Source organism: Nocardiopsis halophila DSM 44494 (assembly GCF_000341245.1).
GTDB classification, from domain to species: domain Bacteria; phylum Actinomycetota; class Actinomycetes; order Streptosporangiales; family Streptosporangiaceae; genus Nocardiopsis_A; species Nocardiopsis_A halophila.
In genome coordinates this window covers 84,837-101,693 of the sequence record NZ_ANAD01000201.1, presented here as the reverse complement: position 1 = coordinate 101,693, position 16,857 = coordinate 84,837, and the positions used below count along the sequence as shown (strand labels likewise).

12 protein-coding genes and 2 pseudogenes are annotated in these 16,857 nt (G+C 73.8%); 5 read left to right on the top strand and 9 right to left on the bottom strand.

The window, feature by feature from the left end; genetic code table 11:
• The 7 genes and pseudogenes from D450_RS0123100 to fbaA form a co-directional block, all read right to left on the bottom strand.
• A pseudogene (locus tag D450_RS0123100) lies at positions 1–784 on the bottom strand (UDP-N-acetylglucosamine 1-carboxyvinyltransferase); the annotation flags it as partial.
• A 331-nt stretch (positions 785–1,115) separates the two neighbouring features.
• Entirely contained in the window at positions 1,116–2,024 is a 909-nt protein-coding gene (locus tag D450_RS0123095) for a phosphoribosylaminoimidazolesuccinocarboxamide synthase (RefSeq protein WP_017541003.1), read from the bottom strand.
• A complete protein-coding gene (gene purB, locus D450_RS0123090) occupies positions 2,021–3,328 on the bottom strand; it encodes an adenylosuccinate lyase (protein WP_017541002.1) in 1,308 nt (435 codons plus the stop codon). The genes D450_RS0123095 and purB overlap by 4 nt, the downstream gene beginning before the upstream one ends.
• A gap of 45 nt (positions 3,329–3,373) precedes the next feature.
• Positions 3,374–4,636: a phosphoribosylamine--glycine ligase gene (gene purD / locus D450_RS0123085; RefSeq protein WP_017541001.1), complete on the bottom strand. Its 1,263-nt coding sequence runs from the start codon at positions 4,634–4,636 to the stop codon at positions 3,374–3,376.
• Positions 4,637–4,689: 53 nt separating this feature from the next.
• A pseudogene (locus tag D450_RS31055) lies at positions 4,690–5,957 on the bottom strand (adenylosuccinate synthase).
• A 178-nt stretch (positions 5,958–6,135) separates the two neighbouring features.
• Positions 6,136–6,549, bottom strand: coding sequence for a DUF3151 domain-containing protein (locus tag D450_RS0123075; protein WP_017541000.1), 414 nt, complete (start codon positions 6,547–6,549; stop codon positions 6,136–6,138).
• A 157-nt stretch (positions 6,550–6,706) separates the two neighbouring features.
• On the bottom strand, positions 6,707–7,729 hold the full coding sequence (gene fbaA, locus D450_RS0123070; protein WP_017540999.1) for a class II fructose-bisphosphate aldolase: 1,023 nt from the start codon (positions 7,727–7,729) through the stop codon (positions 6,707–6,709).
• Between the two features lie 344 nt (positions 7,730–8,073).
• Here fbaA and D450_RS0123065 point away from each other — a divergent pair, with 344 nt between their 5' ends.
• Complete coding sequence (locus tag D450_RS0123065; RefSeq protein WP_017540998.1) at positions 8,074–8,460, top strand: RodZ domain-containing protein; 387 nt, start codon at positions 8,074–8,076, stop codon at positions 8,458–8,460.
• A gap of 225 nt (positions 8,461–8,685) precedes the next feature.
• The gene (locus D450_RS0123060) at positions 8,686–9,057 is read left to right on the top strand and encodes a hypothetical protein (RefSeq protein WP_017540997.1); all 372 of its coding nucleotides are present in this window, start codon (positions 8,686–8,688) and stop codon (positions 9,055–9,057) included.
• A gap of 51 nt (positions 9,058–9,108) precedes the next feature.
• On the opposite strand, the gene pyrE is transcribed toward D450_RS0123060, so the two are convergent.
• Positions 9,109–9,642 carry an orotate phosphoribosyltransferase gene (pyrE, locus tag D450_RS0123055; protein WP_017540996.1) on the bottom strand — a complete coding sequence of 178 codons (534 nt, stop codon included), beginning with the start codon at positions 9,640–9,642 and terminating at the stop codon, positions 9,109–9,111.
• Between the two features lie 78 nt (positions 9,643–9,720).
• On the opposite strand from pyrE, the gene cutA reads away from it, so the two are divergent.
• On the top strand, positions 9,721–10,065 hold the full coding sequence (gene cutA / locus D450_RS0123050; protein WP_017540995.1) for a divalent-cation tolerance protein CutA: 345 nt from the start codon (positions 9,721–9,723) through the stop codon (positions 10,063–10,065).
• On the top strand, positions 10,062–10,703 hold the full coding sequence (locus D450_RS0123045) for a hypothetical protein (RefSeq protein ID WP_051063647.1): 642 nt from the start codon (positions 10,062–10,064) through the stop codon (positions 10,701–10,703). Before cutA ends, D450_RS0123045 begins: the two co-directional genes overlap by 4 nt.
• A 2,199-nt stretch (positions 10,704–12,902) precedes the next feature.
• Here D450_RS0123045 and D450_RS0123040 read toward each other — a convergent pair.
• Positions 12,903–13,655 (bottom strand): hypothetical protein, encoded by a 753-nt coding sequence (locus D450_RS0123040; protein ID WP_017540994.1) that lies wholly within the window; start codon positions 13,653–13,655, stop codon positions 12,903–12,905.
• A 267-nt stretch (positions 13,656–13,922) separates the two neighbouring features.
• On the opposite strand from D450_RS0123040, the gene D450_RS31980 reads away from it, so the two are divergent.
• Entirely contained in the window at positions 13,923–16,766 is a 2,844-nt protein-coding gene (locus tag D450_RS31980) for a sigma-70 family RNA polymerase sigma factor (protein WP_026128725.1), read from the top strand.
• Positions 16,767–16,857: the final 91 nt, after the last annotated feature.

The following is a 16,857-nucleotide window of genomic DNA, read 5'->3' as shown; positions in this document are numbered from 1 at the left end:
CCTCGCCGCCGGCGGCCGCGGTCGCCATGGCGAACACGCCGGCGTCGATGCGGTCGCTCATGATGGTGTGCTCGACCGCGGTGAGCTCCTCGACGCCCTCCACGGTGATGAACCCGGTGCCGCCGCCGCTGATCTTGGCGCCCATGGCGCGCAGGAACTCGATGACGTCGATGACCTCGGGCTCCAGCGCGGCGTGCTCGATGACCGTCGTCCCGCGGGCGAGCACGGCGGCCATGATGAGGTTCTCGGTGCCGGTGTGCGAGGGGGTGTCCAGGTACAGGTGGCCGCCGCGCAGGAAGGGCGAGGTGATGTTGATGTGGTTGCGCTCTTCGTCCTCGACCACCTCGGCGCCCAGGCGGGCGAATCCGCGGTAGTGGAAGTCGAGTTTGCGGCTGCCCAGGTTGCAGCCGCCGACGCCCTCGATGCGGGCGCGCCCCATGCGGTGCATGAGGGCGGGCACGAACAGCACCGAGCCGCGGAAGCGGGCGGCGATGTCGGCCGGCAGGACGGCGCGCTCGGGGTCGTTCAGGCGGGAGGCGTCGATGACCACCGTGCGCTCGGCCTCGTGGAACTCGACCTTGGCGCCCACGTGCTCGGCCAGCTCCAAGGCCCGGTGGACGTCCTCGATGCTCGGGACGTTGCGCAGCACGGTGCGTCCCTTGCTCGCGAGCAGGGCGGCGCCGATCATCGGCAGCACGGCGTTCTTCGCGCCCTGGATGAACGCCGTCCCGTTGAGGGGACGGCCGCCGCGGACGCGGTAGCGAACCTCCTGGCCCATGCTCATGTGCTCCTTCGTGAGGCGGATGTGAAAGATCTCGACTTCGTCGCGCCTACCTCGTGAGACGCGTTCTTTTCCCGGCTCGTTCCTGCCGTATGGCCGCGATCCCGAAGCGGCTAACGCGGTGCAGGTCGGAGGGATCGCACGGGCTGTCGTGCCGGCGGTTGTGTGAACGTCCCATGCGTGGGCGCCGGCGGACCCGCCCCGGCAACCGGCGGCCGCGCCCCGGCAAAAGGACGGCTTCCACTGTAAGCGCTCCGCGCGGCTGCCGGTGCCATCGTGGCCGGGATCACGGGCCCGGCACCGGCAGCCGGCGTGTCGCGCCCGGGCGGGGCGGTCAGCCGACCGGCGCCGGCGCGCCGGTGAGGCGCTCGTAGACCTCCAGGTAGCGGTCGCGCGTGCGGGCGACGACCTCCTCGGGCAGCGGCGGGGGCGGCTCCTCCGAGGCGCGGTCCCAGCCCGAGGCCGGGGAGGTCAGCCAGTCGCGGATGATCTGCTTGTCGAACGAGGGCTGGGGGCGCCCCGGCTCCCACTCCTCGGCCGGCCAGAACCGGGAGGAGTCGGGGGTGAAGACCTCGTCGGCCAGCACCAGCGACCCCCCGGAGTCCCGGCCGAACTCGAACTTGGTGTCGGCGAGCAGGATGCCGCGCTCCTCGGCCAGCTCCCGCCCCCGGCGGTACAGCGCCAGGGTCAGGGTGCGCAGCTCCCCGGCGAGCTCGGCGCCGTGCCGGGCCGCGACCTGCTCGAAGGAGACGTTCTCGTCGTGCTCGCCCACCTCGGCCTTGGTGGCCGGGGTGAAGACCGGCTCCTCCAGCCGGGACCCGTCCACCAGCCCGTCGGGCAGCGGCACGCCGCAGACGGCCCCGCCGACCCGGTACTCGGCCAGGCCCGACCCGGTCAGGTAGCCGCGGGCCACGCACTCCACCGGCACCATGTCCAGGCGGCGGCAGACCAGGGTGCGGCCCGCCCAGTCGGCCGGGGCGCCCGGCGGGGGCGTGTCCGAGACGACGTGCGCGGGCGCGATGTCGGCCAGCCGCTCGAACCACCACAGCGACAGCGCGGTCAGCAGCCGCCCCTTGTCGGGGACCTCGGTGGGCAGCACCCAGTCGTAGGCCGACACCCGGTCGCTGGCCACCATCACCAGGTCGCCGGAGCCGGTGGCGTACAGGTCGCGCACCTTGCCGGTGTGCAGGTGCGTCAGCCCCGGGACCTCGGCCGGCACGGGGCGCACGGTGAAGCCGCTCACGCCAGCTTCTCCAGCCGCTCGAACACGCCCGCCAGGCGCCGCGTGAAGCGCTCGGGGCGGCAGACCTCGTCCAGGCGGGCCTCGTCCAGGGCGATGCCGCGGGAGCCGGCCTCCTCGCGCAGGGTCTGCCGGAACGGCGCGCCGCTGTCCCAGGTGCGCATGGCCGCGGACTGCACGACGGCGTAGACGTCCTCGCGGGAGAGCCCGGTCTCGATCAGCTCCGAGACCACGGTGGAGGAGTAGATCAGCCCGTGCGTGGAGTCCAGGTTGGCCAGCATCCGGTCGGTGTCCACGACCAGCCCGGTGACCAGCCTGGTGGTCAGGTTGAGCAGGTAGTCGGTGGCGATCGCGGCGTCGGGGAGGCTGATGCGCTCGGTGGAGGAGTGCGAGATGTCGCGCTCGTGCCAGAGCGGGATGCCCTCCATGACGGGGACGATCTGCGCGCGCACGTTGCGCGCCATCCCGCAGATGCGCTCCGACATGATCGGGTTCTTCTTGTGCGGCATGGCGCTGGAGCCCTTCTGGCCCTTGCCGAAGGGCTCCCACAGCTCCCGCACCTCGGTGCGCTGGCCGTGCCGGACCTCCAGGGCGACCGCCTCGCAGACGGTCGCCATGACCGCCAGGCAGGACACCCACTCGGAGATGCCGTCGCGCAGCACCACCTGGGTGGACACGTCGGCCGGGCGCAGGCCCAGCTTCTCGGCGACGTAGGCCTCGACCTCGGGGTCGATGTTGGAGTAGGTGCCCACCGGGCCCGAGATGGCCATCACCCCGACCGCCTCGCGCGCGCGCCGCAGCCGGTCGCGGGAGCGGGCCATGCCGAAGGCGAAGTCGGCCACCCGGTGGCCCCACACGTCCGGCTCGCCGTGGATGCCGTGGGTGCGGCCCACGCGCAGGGTGCCGCGGTGCTCCAGGGCGTGGTCGCGCAGCGCCGCCACCAGCGTGTCGGCCTTGGCCAGCAGGATGTCGGTGGCCTCGACCAGCTGGGCGGCCAGCGCGGTGTCGAGCAGGTCCGAGGAGGTCATGCCGAAGTGGACCCACTTGGCGGCCTCGCGGGGCTCGGTGTTGTCGGCCCAGGCGGTCAGGAACGCGATGACGTCGTGCTGGGTGACCGCCTCGATCTCGGCCACCCGCTCCGGGGTGGGCGGCGGCGCCTGGCGCACCGGTTCGACCGAGTCGGCCGGGATGGTCCCCGCCTCGGCGTGGGCCTCCATCACCAGGGTCTCGACCCGGCACCAGAGCTCGTACTTGTGGGCGTCGCTGAAGACGCGCCCGATTTCCGGAAGGGTGTAGCGCTCGATCACGCCTACATTTTCGCAGGACTCACCGGCTCGGGCGCGCGCAGGGGTTCAGGAGCCCTTCGCCTCGTGGGCGGCGGCCTCCTCGGCGATGTCCGAGCGGTAGAACGAGCCGCGCAGCTCGACCTTGGAGACCGCCGTGTAGGCGCGCTCGCGCGCGGCGGCCAGGGTCTCGCCGGTGCCGACCACGCTCAGGACCCGGCCGCCGTTGGAGACGACGCCGCGGTCGGGGCCCCAGGCGGTCCCGGCGTGCAGGACGTAGGCGCCCTCCACCGCGTCCGCCTCGTCGAGGCCGCCGATGGCGTCGCCCTTGGCGGGCGAGCCGGGGTAGCCCTCGGAGGCCAGGACCACGGTGACCGCCGCGCCGTTGCGCCACTCCAGGGACGTGATGCCGCCCAGGCCGCCGGTGTCGGCGGCCTGCAGCAGCGTGCCCACCGGGGTGGCGAGGCGGTCGAGCACCACCTGGGCCTCGGGGTCGCCGAAGCGGGCGTTGAACTCCACCACCTTGGGCCCCTCGGAGGTCAGCGCCAGCCCGACGTAGAGCAGCCCCTGGTAGCGGTGGCCGCGCTTGGCCATCTCCCGGATCGTGGGGCCGACGACCGAGGTCATGACCTCCTCGGCGAGCCCGTCCGGCGCCCAGCCCAGCGGGGCGTAGGCGCCCATGCCGCCGGTGTTGGGGCCGGTGCCGCCGTCGTGGGCCCGCTTGAAGTCCTGGGCGGCGGGCAGCGGCACGGCGTGCACCCCGTCGCTGAGCACGAACAGCGACACCTCGGGCCCGTCCAGGAACTCCTCGACCACGACCCGGCCGCACTCGCGGGCGTGCCGCTCGGCGGCGGCGCGGTCCCCGGTGACCACCACGCCCTTGCCGGCGGCCAGGCCGTCGTCCTTGACCACGTACGGCGGGCCGAAGGCGTCCAGGGCCTCGGCGACCTGCGCCGGGGTGCGGCAGACCCGCGCCCGGGCGGTGGGCACCCCGGCGGCCTGCATGACCTCTTTGGCGAAGGCCTTGGACCCCTCGATCCGGGCGGCCTCGCGGTCGGGCCCGAAGACCGGGATGCCCCGGTCGCGCAGCGCGTCGGCGACCCCGGCCACCAGGGGCGCCTCCGGGCCGATGACCACGAGCTCGGCCCGGATGCGGGCGGCCAGCTCGGTCACGGCCAGGCCGTCCACCGTGTTGATCACGTGGTTGTCGGCCAGGGCCGAGGTGCCCGGGTTGCCGGGAGCGCAGTGCAGCTCGGTGACACCCGGGTCGAGGGACAGGGCTCGGACGAGGGCGTGCTCGCGGCCTCCGCCGCCGAGTACCAGGGCTTTCACGTAACGGACCCTTTGTGTGTCGTGGGGATCGAGGGGAGGCGTGCGGGCCGGGGTCAGACCAGGGAGCGCAGCTCCAGGGTCTGGTCGCGCCCGGGACCGACGCCGATGGCCGAGATCGGCGCCCCGGCCATCTCCTCCAGGGTACGCACGTAGTCCTGGGCGGGCTTGGGAAGTTCGCCGAAGGAGCGCGCGCCGGTGATGTCCTCGCTCCAGCCCTCCAGGTGCTCGTAGACCGGAACCGCGTGGTGGAACTCGGTCTGGGTCATCGGGATCTCGTCGTGGCGGACCCCGTCGACGTCGTAGCCGACGCAGACCGGGATCCGGTCCAGGCCGGTGAGCACGTCCAGCTTGGTCAGGAAGAAGTCGGTGATGCCGTTGACGCGGGTGGCGTAGCGGNCCAGCCGCAGCGGCGGTTGCGCCCGGTGGTGACGCCGAACTCGTGGCCCTGGGTGCGCAGCCAGTCGCCCCACTCGTCGTGCAGCTCGGTGGGGAAGGGCCCCGATCCCACACGGGTGGTGTAGGCCTTGAGGATGCCCACCACCTTGGTGATGCGGGTGGGGCCGATGCCCGCGCCGATGCAGGCCCCGCCGGAGGTCGGCGAGGAGGAGGTCACGAACGGGTAGGTGCCGTGGTCGATGTCGAGCAGGGTGCCCTGGGAGCCCTCCAGGTACACGTTCTCGCCCGCGTCCAGCGCCTTGTTGAGCACCAGGGAGGTGTCGGTGACGTGCGGGCGCAGCCGCTCGGCGTAGCCCAGGTACTCGTCGATGACGCGCTCGGGGTCCAGGCCGCGGCGGTTGAAGACCTTGGTGAGCACCTGGTTCTTGTCGTTGAGCGCCAGCTCGACCTTCTTGCGCAGGATCTTGGCGTCGAACATGTCCTGCACGCGCACGCCCTGGCGGGAGATCTTGTCGGCGTAGGTCGGGCCGATGCCGCGTCCGGTGGTGCCGATCCGCCCCTTGCCCAGGAAGCGCTCGCTGACCTTGTCCAGCTCGCGGTGGTAGGGCATGATCAGGTGCGCGTTCGCCGAGATCAGCAGGCGCGAGGTGTCCACGCCGCGCTCCTGGAGGCCGCCCAGCTCCTCGAAGAGCACCGCCGGGTCGATGACGACGCCGTTGGCGATGACCGGTACGACGTCGGGCGAGAGGATGCCCGAGGGCAGCAGGTGCAGGGCGTACTTCTGGTCGCCGATGACGACGGTGTGCCCGGCGTTGTTGCCCCCCTGGTAGCGGACCACGTAGTCGACGCGGTCGCCCACCAGGTCGGTGGCCTTGCCCTTGCCCTCGTCGCCCCACTGGGCCCCAACGAGCGTGATCGCCGGCATGCGGGTCTACCCCTTCAATCGTTCGGACCGTGACCGGTGCCCGGACATGGGTAAGCCCCTGGCGCAAGACAGCGACAGGGGCCCTTGCGTCTAGAGCGTACACGACCACGCCCCGCGCGTTAAGCGCGGAATGCCCGGTCAGTGCCGGTCGGGACGGGGCGGCGCGGGGCGCCGGCGCTCAGGACAGCGCGTCGGCGGCCTCGGGGCTGCTCTCTCGCAGGAAGGTGGAGCAGCGCTCCTCCTCCTCGCTCTCCCCGATCTCCCCGGCGGCGCGGGCCAGCGCGTTCAGGGCGCGCAGGAAGCCGCGGTTGGGCTCGTGGTCCCACGGGACCGGGCCGTGGCCCTTCCAGCCGGCGCGGCGCAGCTGGTCCAGGCCGCGGTGGTAGCCGGTGCGGGCGTAGGCGTAGGCGGTGACCGGGTCGCCGGCCTCCAGGGCGCGCTCGGCCAGCGCGGCCCAGGCGGCGGAGTGCGAGGGGTGGCGGGCGGCGACCTCGGAGGGGTCGCTCCCCGCGGCCAGCGCCTCGCGCGGCTCGGTCTGGTCGGGCAGGCGGGTGGCCGGCGGCTCCCCGAGGAGATTCGCATGCAGGTCCATGGCCCCATCCTGCCAGCGGGGGACGGGGGTGCGCGCCCGGCCGACGCGTCCGCCCATGGATGTCAGGCGGCCGGGCGCGCGGCGGCCCCCGAATCCGCTGGGAAGTGGGGGCCGGCCCAGGGGGCGCGCCCGCACGGGGCGCGCTCCCACGGGCAGATTAGTTCATCTTCTGACCGGCGGACTTCAGCTGGCGGCAGGCGTCGACCACGCGCTCGGCCATGCCGGCCTCGGCCGCCTTGCCGTAGGAGCGCGGGTCGTACTGCTTCTTGTTGCCGACCTCGTCGTCGACCTTGAGCACGCCGTCGTAGTTGCGCAGCATGTGGTCGGCGATGGGGCGGGTGAAGGCGTACTGGGTGTCGGTGTCGATGTTCATCTTCACCACGCCGTAGTCGATGGCGGCGTGGATCTCCTCAAGGGTCGACCCGGACCCGCCGTGGAAGACGAAGTCGAACGGCTTGGTCCGGCCGTACTTCTCGCCCACCGCGTCCTGGGCCTCCTTGAGGACCTCCGGGCGCAGCTTGACGTGGCCGGGCTTGTAGACCCCGTGCACGTTGCCGAAGGTGAGCGCGGTCATGTAGTAGCCCCGGTCGCCCAGGCCCAGGGCCTCGGCGGTGCGCAGGGCGTCCTCGGGCGTGGTGTAGAGCTTCTCGTTGATCTCGCCGACGATGCCGTCCTCTTCGCCGCCGACGACGCCGACCTCGATCTCCAGGATCGTGCGGGCGGCGTTGGAGGCGGCCAGCAGCTCCTCGGCGATCTGGAGGTTCTCCTCCAGCGGCACGGCCGAGCCGTCCCACATGTGGGACTGGAACAGCGGCTGCTGCCCCTTGGCCACCCGCTCCTCGGAGAGCTTCAGCAGCGGGCGGACGAACGTGTCGAGCTTGTCCTTGGGGCAGTGGTCGGTGTGCAGGGCGATGTTCACCGGGTACTTGTCGGCGACCACGCGGGCGTACTCGGCGAAGGCCACGGAACCGGTGACCATGTCCTTGACGGTCGCACCGGAGAGGAACTCGGCTCCCCCGGTGGAGATCTGCACGATGCCGTCGCTCTCCGCCTCGGCGAAGCCGCGCAGGGCGGCGTGCAGGGTCTGGCTGGAGGTCACGTTGATCGCCGGGTAAGCGAAGCCCTGGGACTTCGCGCGGCCCAGCATCTCCGTGTAGATCTCCGGGGTCGCGATAGGCATGGTGTGACTCCCTGGTTGGCCTGGAGTGATCCGGTTGCGATGCCCCCTGTAGCACGGGGGGTCGGGCCCCAGTATCGCGAACCCGGGGAGTCCGCGGAAAGGTCTAGACCAAATGTACGGAATGAGCAGGTCAGAGGCCGGGTGTCCGGATCGGTCGACGGGGTGCCCGGAGGGGGTGGCGACCGGGGCGATCGGTCGACGGGGAGTAGGGGTCTGCTCGCGGTGCGTAGGAAATCCGGTGATATTCCCCCTCTCTTCGCACCAGGTCTCGAATGCCCCGCGTGATTCACGCTACATTCACCACCGTGGGACGACATCGCAATGACCCTCGGGGCATCGGGCAGGTGCTGGGAATCGCCGCCGCGATCGCCCTCTTCGTCGTGCTCGTCGGCCTCGGGGCGTTCTTCCTCTACAACTCCCTGCCCGGACAGGCCGCCGGACCGGCGACCGACACCCCTCCGGCCGCCGCCGAGGAGGCGGGCGAGGCCGACGGAAGCGTGCTGTACATCAAGGTCGTGGGGCAGGCGAGCGACGTGCTCGTGCGCGTGCCCGGGGGTGAGGTGCTGACCGACCAGAGCATGACCCAGGGCCAGTACCTCAGCTACGACCAGGCCCAGCTGGAGGTCACCCTGGGTGACCCCGAGGCCGTGGAGGTCCATGTCAACGGCGAGCTGATGGACCTGTCCGATGCCGAGGAGGGGTACACCTTCGTGGCCGAGGCCGCCTCCTGAGGGTCCTGAGGGGCGCTTTCCATGGGCGTCCCGGGCCGCCGGTTCCCCGCGGCCATCGCGCGACCGCGGTCGGCTCCGCTCCGGCCCGGGCCATCAATCGAGGTCCGGGTTTCGCCGCACTGTGCTGCGGTCGTTGCTTTCGCCACCTCTCTCCTTACTCTGAGTAATTGTCCGGTCTCGGGCTGTTCCGGGGCCACGGTCGACGAATCTCGCTAGGAGAGGCACATGTCCATCGCACGCAATGCCGGTGCCGCGGCCCTGATCGGGGGCCTCATGGGAGCGCTGCTGCTCCCCGTCTCCGCCTCGGCGGATCCGGAGGAGGTCGAGTACGTCTACCTGGAGAACAGGATCGAGGGCTACCACGAGGGCGAACTCGTGGGATACGTCGAGATGGACGGCAAGGACCGCCTCCGGGTGCACGACGAGCGCTGCGACGCCTACAGCCCGCACGGCGAGGTGGACGCCGAGCCCGGGACCGAGTACTGGGACGACGAAGGGTGCGAGGGCGACGGCGAGTGGCACGAGGTCCCGCGCTCGTACAACTTCCGGCTCAGCATGGTCGGCATCAACCACTCCGACTGGCACCCGATCACCTGACCGGGACCGGCGCCCGGCCGCGGAGGTACCGCCTCCGCGGCCGCGGCCGCCTCACACGTCCAGGTCGGACGGCTTGAACACGGTCCGGTACTCCAAGCCCTCGCCGGCCACCTTCTCCCGGGCGCCCCGGTCTACGATCACCGCGACGCCCACGACCTCGGCGCCGGCCTCGCGCAGCGCCTCCACGGCCGTCAGCACCGAGCCGCCCGTGGTGGAGGTGTCCTCCACCGCCAGCACCCGGCGCCCGGCCACGTCGGGGCCCTCGATGCGCCGCTGCAGGCCGTGCGCCTTGCCGGCCTTGCGCACCACGAAGGCGTCCAGCCGGCGGCCCTGGGCGGCCGCGGCGTGCAGCATGGACGCGGCCACCGGGTCGGCGCCCAGGGTCAGCCCGCCCACGGCTTCGTAGTCCAGGTCGGCGGTGGCCTCCAGCATGGCCCGGCCGACCAGCGGGGCGCTCTCCCCGTCCAGGGTGACCCGGCGCAGGTCGACGTAGTAGTCGGCCTCCTTGCCCGAGGAGAGGGTGACGCGGCCGTGCACCACGGCCTTATCGTTGACCTGTCGCAGGAGTTCTTCGCGGTCGCTCATGGTCCCATCGCTCATGGTCCATGAGCCTAGACCGGCTGGATCACCACCCTGATCAGCGGAAAGCGGGAGAGGGCGAGCATGGCGGAGCGGCACCGGGACAACGGGCACGTGCGGGTGGAGACCACCGCGGCCGACCGGGAGGGGGCCCAGGCGCTGGCCCGCTCCGCGGTCGAGCACCGGCTGGCCGCCTGTGCGCAGGTGGCGGGGCCGATCACCAGCTTCTACCGGTGGGAGGGGGCGGTGCAGGCCGACGAGGAGTGGCTGGTGGTCATGAAGACCGCGGCCGACCGCCTGGACGCGCTCACCGCCCACCTGGGCGAAGTGCACCCCTACGACGTGCCCGAGGTGGTGGCGGTGCCGGTCGAGGGCGGCTCGGCCGAGTACCTGGACTGGGTCACCGACGAGACCCGCCCCGTCCGTTGAGGGCCGCGGTCCCCCTGATCCTGGGCGGAGCGAGCGCCCCCGGCCCGTGGCCGGGCCTGGCCGGCGCGCTGGAGGGGCGAGGGCTGCCGCCGGTGGCCGCCGACCCCGACCCGGCCGGCGGCCCGCCCCACGCGGCGGGCTTCGTGGCCGCCGCGTCACTGGCCGCCGCATCGGGCCTCGCGGCCGGAGCGGCGGGCGGGGCGGCGGCCGCGTCCGCCCCGGACCCCGGTGCCGGTCGGCCGGGACCGCTGATCATCGCCGTCGGCGAGGCGGCGCCGCTCGCTGCCGCCGTGGGCGCCGCCCAGCGCGCCGCGCGCCGCCCTCCGGCCGGGTACGTGATCGCCGACGGGCTGATGCCCCAGCAGGGCGCCCCGACCCGGGCCGAGCTGCACCGGGCCCAGAACCCGGCCGCGGAGGAGCCGGGCGGCCCCGAGGCGCCCCGCGGGTACCGGACCGAGCCGCTCCCGCTGGTCCAGGACTGGCCCGACGCCCCGTGCGGCTACCTGTACACCGACCCGGGGCACGCGCCCTGCGCCCGCCTCGCGGGCCTGCGAGGCTGGCCGACCGTGGACGCGACGGCGGCGCACACCCCGGACGACCTGGCCGAGGCGCTGCTGGAGCTGGTCGCGAGAATGTAGCCCCGCCCCGAAAGCGGACGTGCTGGGCCGCCGGGCGGTCGGGCCGCCCGGGCCGCCCGGGCCGACAGCGGCCCGCCGGGGTGCCGGTGGTCCAGGGGGGAGGCGGCGAAGCCGTAGCCGGTTCCCCACTCACGGCCCCGGGCGGGCGCCGGGCTGCCGGTGGTCCCGGGGGAAGGCGGCGAAAGAGAAGCGGGGCGGTTCCCCCGGGCCTGCCAGTCGGCCGCCGGGCCAGCGGAGTGCCAGGCGATGGGCAGCGACGAAGAAGGTCGGCAGCCCCTACAGCGACGCTGTCGGGTGCACGGCGCGCGGACGCCTACCGGCGCAGCGGCAACGGCACGGCCGGTACCCCGCTCACGGCCGCTTCCCGGCCGCCGGGCCAGCGGGGTGCCAGGTGGGGGCGGCGACGAGGAGCCGGGGCGGTTCCCAGGGCCTGCTCGTCGGCCGCCGGGTCCCTCGCGGTCCCGGAAGATCCGCAACCCCGCCACGCCGGGCACCCCGCTCCTCCCCGCTCGCCAGGCGGTGGCTTCCCCTTGGTCTGGTCGGGGTCGGACCTCGCCCGCGCGCGTTCGGGGCGGCCGATCGTTCTGAGTGGGGATTCACGACACCCTTCTGACCTGGGGGAACACGTACCGTCATGGGGGTGGGGCGGGCGGGGGCACGCCCATCGACGCCTCTTCGGACGGTCCGGGTGCGATGTCGGCCAGACCAGAACGCGATTCGGTGAAGAAATGTCAGGAATGACGCTGATCGTCACTTCAGTGATGGGCGGGCTTCGCTGAAGCCGGGCAGGGGTGTCGGGTCGCACTGGATCTCGTGTTGCCGTCGACTCGCGATTGGTTACCCATAGTGATACGTGGGCACTGCAAGTGGAATCGTGGCGCCGTTAGAGGGGGAGTGGGCACCGAATCCGGTTCTGGTCTGGCCGCCGCCGCGCACCAGTCCCCTCGAAAGGCGTGACTGGGGGACTGGGCACCGCACAGCCCTCCCTTCCGGGCGAAGCGGCCCCCTGGTGGTGCGTGTCCGACAGCGGTCGGGGATCGTGTCCTGCAGAGTGGTGTAACTAATTTCGAATCTGCATCGCCATGAGCACCAAACGGCTGGTCAGCACGGGTGCTCATGTTCGAACAGCATCGGAAAGTTACACCACTCCAGGGGACGTGACCCGGTCGGGAGCAGGAGAGCCGGTCAGGGCATCGATTGTGGTGGTATCGCCACCTGATCGCACATTAGGTGGCGATACCACCACTATCGATGAAGCTGCTCCCTGAACATCGGGCTCATCCGGGCGGGACGGCCCGCCGCCCACCCCATCCCCGCATTGTCGACGCCTGTCACCTGGAATCCCGGGCGGCCCGGCGCTCGACTGCCGGGACGGGGGAACCGTCCCGCTTCCTCGTCGTCGCCGTCCGCTCCGTTGTCCGCCCGCACGCCGTGCACCCGGCAGCGCTGCCGTGAGGGCCGTCGGCCTTCTTCGTCGCGGCTCCACCTCCCCGGCCCTCCGGCGGCCCGCCGCCCGGCCGGTGGCCTGGAGCGGGGGACCGGCCGGGCCGTCGTCGCCGCCCCTCCACCCGGACCGCGAGCGGCCCGGCGGCCGACAAGCAGGGCCGGGGAACCGCCCCGCTTCCTCGTCGCCGCTCTTCTTCCCCGGTCACTCCGGTGACCCGCTGCCCGGCCGACGTCCGTGAGCGGGGTACCCGCCGTTCCGCCGACCCCTCCGATGCGGACCGTGAGAAGCCTCCGCCCGGCGGGTGGTCCCGGCGGCGCGCGCCCCTGGGGCGGCCGTGTGCCCGTACCGCCTCCCCCTTCCCCTCTCCCGGCCATGAGGCCCCTCTTCCGGGCATAAGGGGAGGCGCGCCCGCCTCCCCTTGCGGACGCGCCTCCGTGGGAACGCCTTGCGGCATTCCCGTGGTTACCGGTCGGTTCGGGGGACCGTCCCCGCCGGGGACCAGAGGGCCCTCCCGCTCGACGATCCGGCAACCCTTCACCGGGGCGGAGCCCGGTGGCGGGCCGGCCTGCGCGCTCCCGCCCCCTCAAACGGGGCGCAGCAGGCCGACCGGCCGCCGGTGGCGGGTCCCGCCCCCTCTACGGGGCCGCGCGGCACCGGCGGCGTCGGGGGTCAGTCGGTGTCCATGGGGCACCTCGCCGCTGGTTCGGGCCGCTCGGGCCGGCGGACGGGGACGGGGACGGTGGGGACGGTGGTCACGTCGACAGCGGCCTTCCGATGTCGTCGAGCAGGGCGCGCGCCTCGCGCTCGGTGTCGGGCAGCGGCACGGTCCACAGCTCCGCGCCGTGCTCCCGGCACAGGTTCTCCTTCAAGTGGCGGGTGTGCTCGGCGAGCTCGGGCCCGTCCGGAGCCAGCACCGCCAGCCGGGTCCTGCTCAGCAGCGCCAGCGACTCCCCGCCGCTGAACGACCGGCTCAGCTCGTGCCCGAGCACGATCAGCTGGGCGGTGCGCCGCCACGGGTCGGCCCGCTGCTCCAGCGCCACCACCACCAGGCGGTGCCGCGCCGCGGCACCGGCCCCCGCGGCGGCGCCCCGGTACAGCTCGCCGATCCGCGTGTGCAGGAAGGCGGCGGTGGCCAGGCCGGTCAGCGGGTCCTGGCAGTCGTCGGGCGAGCGCCCCCCGTCCACCCAGCCCTCGGCCAGCGCCCGCAGCAGCGGCAGCGGCACGCTCCGCCAGTCCAGTACCTCGGCCAGCGAGGCCAGGTCGGTCATGGTCGCGCCGATGCCCACCCCGGAGCGGGCCCGCGCCTGGCCGAACCGGAAGCATCCGGGCGCCAGGTCGTCCCCGCGCGCCGCCGCCTCGCAGATGTGGTCCACCACCGGGGTCCACCAGTCGTCCGGCGGGTCCCACCCGTTCTCCCGGCTCCTACGGCTCCACAGGGTGCGCAGCCTGCGGCGCTCGGCCGCCTCGCGCAGCTGCCCGGGGCCGTCCCTTCCACATGCCTCCATCGCTGAAGCTCCCGTCGTCGTCCAGGTCCCGGCGCTGTCCGGCAGGGCCCACGCCCCCGTTGCGGTGGGCCCCGCCGGTGCGCCTTCACCCCTAATCACGGACTCGGGTGGCGGCTATGACGCGATTGCGGGATATTTTTTTCGGCTCTCTTTCGCGGGGCGGTCCGCAAGGGAGGGGGCGCGGCGGAGGGGCCGTGCCGAACCGCCCGCCCCGCGGGCGATGCACGACAGACGCGGACGCCGGGGACCGGCGGGAGGGGCGGGTGCATGGCGGACGCTCGGGGTGAGCACACCGAGTTGCTGGCCGGCGACGACGAGTTGCTCGACCGCGTGCGCGCGGGCGATACGGGCGCGTACGGGACGCTGTGGGAACGGCACGTGGACGCCGCGCGGGGACTGGCCCGCCAACTGGTGCGGGGCGAGGCGGAGGTCGACGACGCCGTCGCGGACGCCTTCGCACGCGTGCTGGACGTGCTCCAGCGCGGCGGCGGGCCGTCGGCCGGGTTCCGGCCCTACCTGCTCACCGCCCTGCGGCACTGCGTCTACGACCGCGGCCGCAAGGACAAGCGCCAGGTCGTCACCGACGACATGGAGCGCTTCGACAGCGGCGAGCCGTTCGTCGACCCGGCGGTGGAGGGGCTGGAGCGGTCGCTGATCGCCCGGGCCTTCCTGTCGCTGCGCCCGGACTGGCAGTCGGTGCTCTGGTACACCGAGATCGAGGGGCTGGGCCCGGCCGAGGCCGCCGGCTACCTGGGCAAGGACCCGGGCAGCGTGGCCGCCATGGCCTACCGCGCCCGGGAAGGGCTGCGCCGGGCCTACCTGCAGATGCACCTGGCCGGGGGTGCGCCCGCGGAGAGCTGCCGGCCCGCCCTGGAGCTGCTCGGCGGCTACGTGCGCGGCGGCCTGGCCAAGCGCGACACCGCGGTGGTCGAGGGGCACCTGGACGGGTGCGCGCAGTGCCGCGAGGTCTGCGCCGAGCTGATGGACGTCAACGTCGGGCTGCGCGGGCTGGTGCTGCCGCTCATCGTCGGGCCGGCGGCCGCCGGGTACCTGTCCAGCCTGCCCACGGGCGCCTTGGCGGGCGGCTGGTGGGCGCGGATGTCCAAGGGGCAGCAGCAGGCCACCGCGGGCGGGACCGCCGCGGCGGCCGTCGCCGCTGCGGTCGCCCTGGCGCTGGTGGGCGCCGAGTCGCCGCTGCCGCCGCCCGGCTCGCCCCCGCNCCCTCCGGCGCAGGATCCGCCCGCCGAGGACCCGCCCGCGCCGGACCCGCCCGCGCCGCAGGGGGAGCCGCCGGCGGACCCGCCGGTCCAGGCCCCGCCGCCCGCGGACCCGCCGGTGGTCCTCCCGCCGGACCCGCCGCGCGCGCCCGGGGAGGAGCCCGCCCCCGACGAGCCCGACCCCGAGGACCCGCCGGCGCCCGACGAGCCGGGCGAGCCCGTGTTCGCCGCCCGGGTCGACCCGGTCGGCTCCCTGGTCCCCGGCCGCGCTGGCATCGTGGTGATGAGCGTGCTCAACGAGGGCGACCCGGCCGTGCAGGACGTGGTCGCCGACATCCTGCTGCCCGACGGGGTGTCCTTCGCCGAGGGCGGGGGGCCCGGCAGCACGGTGCCCTTCTCCGTCGGCGAGGACGGGTGGAGCTGCACGCCCCGGGCCGAGGGCGCCCGCTGCGTGCGCGACGGCCTGGGCCAGGGGGAGAGCACCACCCAGTACCTGGACGTGGACGTCGACGGGGGAGCCCCGGCCGGGGACCCGCCCGGGATCCGGGTCTCCTACGGGGGGCGGACCGTCTCCGCGGGGGGCACCTACGGCGTCGACCCCGAGGGGACGCCCGCGCGGTACGCCACCGCAGGGCGCGTCCGGGTGGAGAGCGTCGGCAACGCGCTGCTCACGTGCGAGGACGTGGAGCCGCCGGACGACGACCATGACCATGACCATGACCATGGACACGATCACGACCACGGCTACGACGACTGGCCGTGGTGGCCGGGTGTGGTCGGCGACGGCCGGGGCCCCGGGCGCGGCGGTGGAGACGGCGGCCAGGAGGCCCCCGCCGCCGACGAGCGCCGCGCCCCTGCCGCGGCCGGAATCCCCGAGGCTCCGGAGCCCGAGTCCCCCGAGGAGGAGGAACCCGCGACGCCGGAGTCGCCCGAACCTCCCGCCTCGCCCACGCCCCTGCCCCCGGAGAAGCCGGAGGCCCCTGAGAAGCCTGAGAAGCCCGCTGAGCCGGAACATCCCGAGAAGCCGGAACACCCCGAGAAGCCCGAGAAACCGGAGAAACCGGAAGAACCCGAGGAGCCCGAAGGGCCCGGCCCCTGTGCCGAGGCCCGGCAGCGCCAGGGCGACATGCGCGACAACGACCTGTGGGACATGCGCCCGCTCGACCAGGACTCCGACCCCGACACCCGCACCTCCAGCTCCGCACGCTGGACGCTGCCCTCCGAGGGATCGGTCCGCTGGGCCGGGCTCTACTTCTCCGGGGTGGGCTCCCCAGGGAGCGCGTCGGCCCGCTTCAAAGGCCCGGGCGCGTCCTCCTACACCGAGGTCGCCGCCTCCGAGGTGCGTACCGCCGAGCTGCCCGGCTACACCGCCTACCAGGCCTACGCCGACGTCACCTCCCAGGTCCGGCAGGGCGGCGGCGGCGAGTGGTGGGTGGCCGACGTGCCCGGAAAGGAGGGTGTGAGCACCTACGCGGGGTGGAGCCTGGTCGTCGTCCTCGAGGACCCGGAGGAGTCGTTCAACCAGGCCATGGTGCTGGACGACGCCGCCCCCGTCTTCCACGACGACCGGGGGGCGCGGTTCCCGCTGGCCGGGCTGCTGCCGGCCGCCGTCTCCGGCACCGTCGACGTGGTCGCCTGGGAGGGCGACGCCGACCTGCCCGGCGACCGGGTGCTGCTGAACGGCGAACCGCTCACCCCGTCCGGTGGCGACCGCGACCCGGCCAACGCCCTGGCGAGCCATTCCCGGGGCGCCTCCGGGCCGCCGCTGACCTTCGGCACCGACGTGGTGCGCTTCCCCGCCCGGCTGCCCCGCGACCCCGAGCTGCGCCTGGTCTCCGAGGGGGACGCGGTGATGGCCGGGGTGGTCGCGGTGACCACGCCGATGCGCACGTGAGGCGCAGGTGAGCGGGGTGCGGGCGACCGGCTGTGGCACCCCGCACGCAAACCGACACAGACTTGGCTAGGCTGTGGGCGGCCTGTCCAAC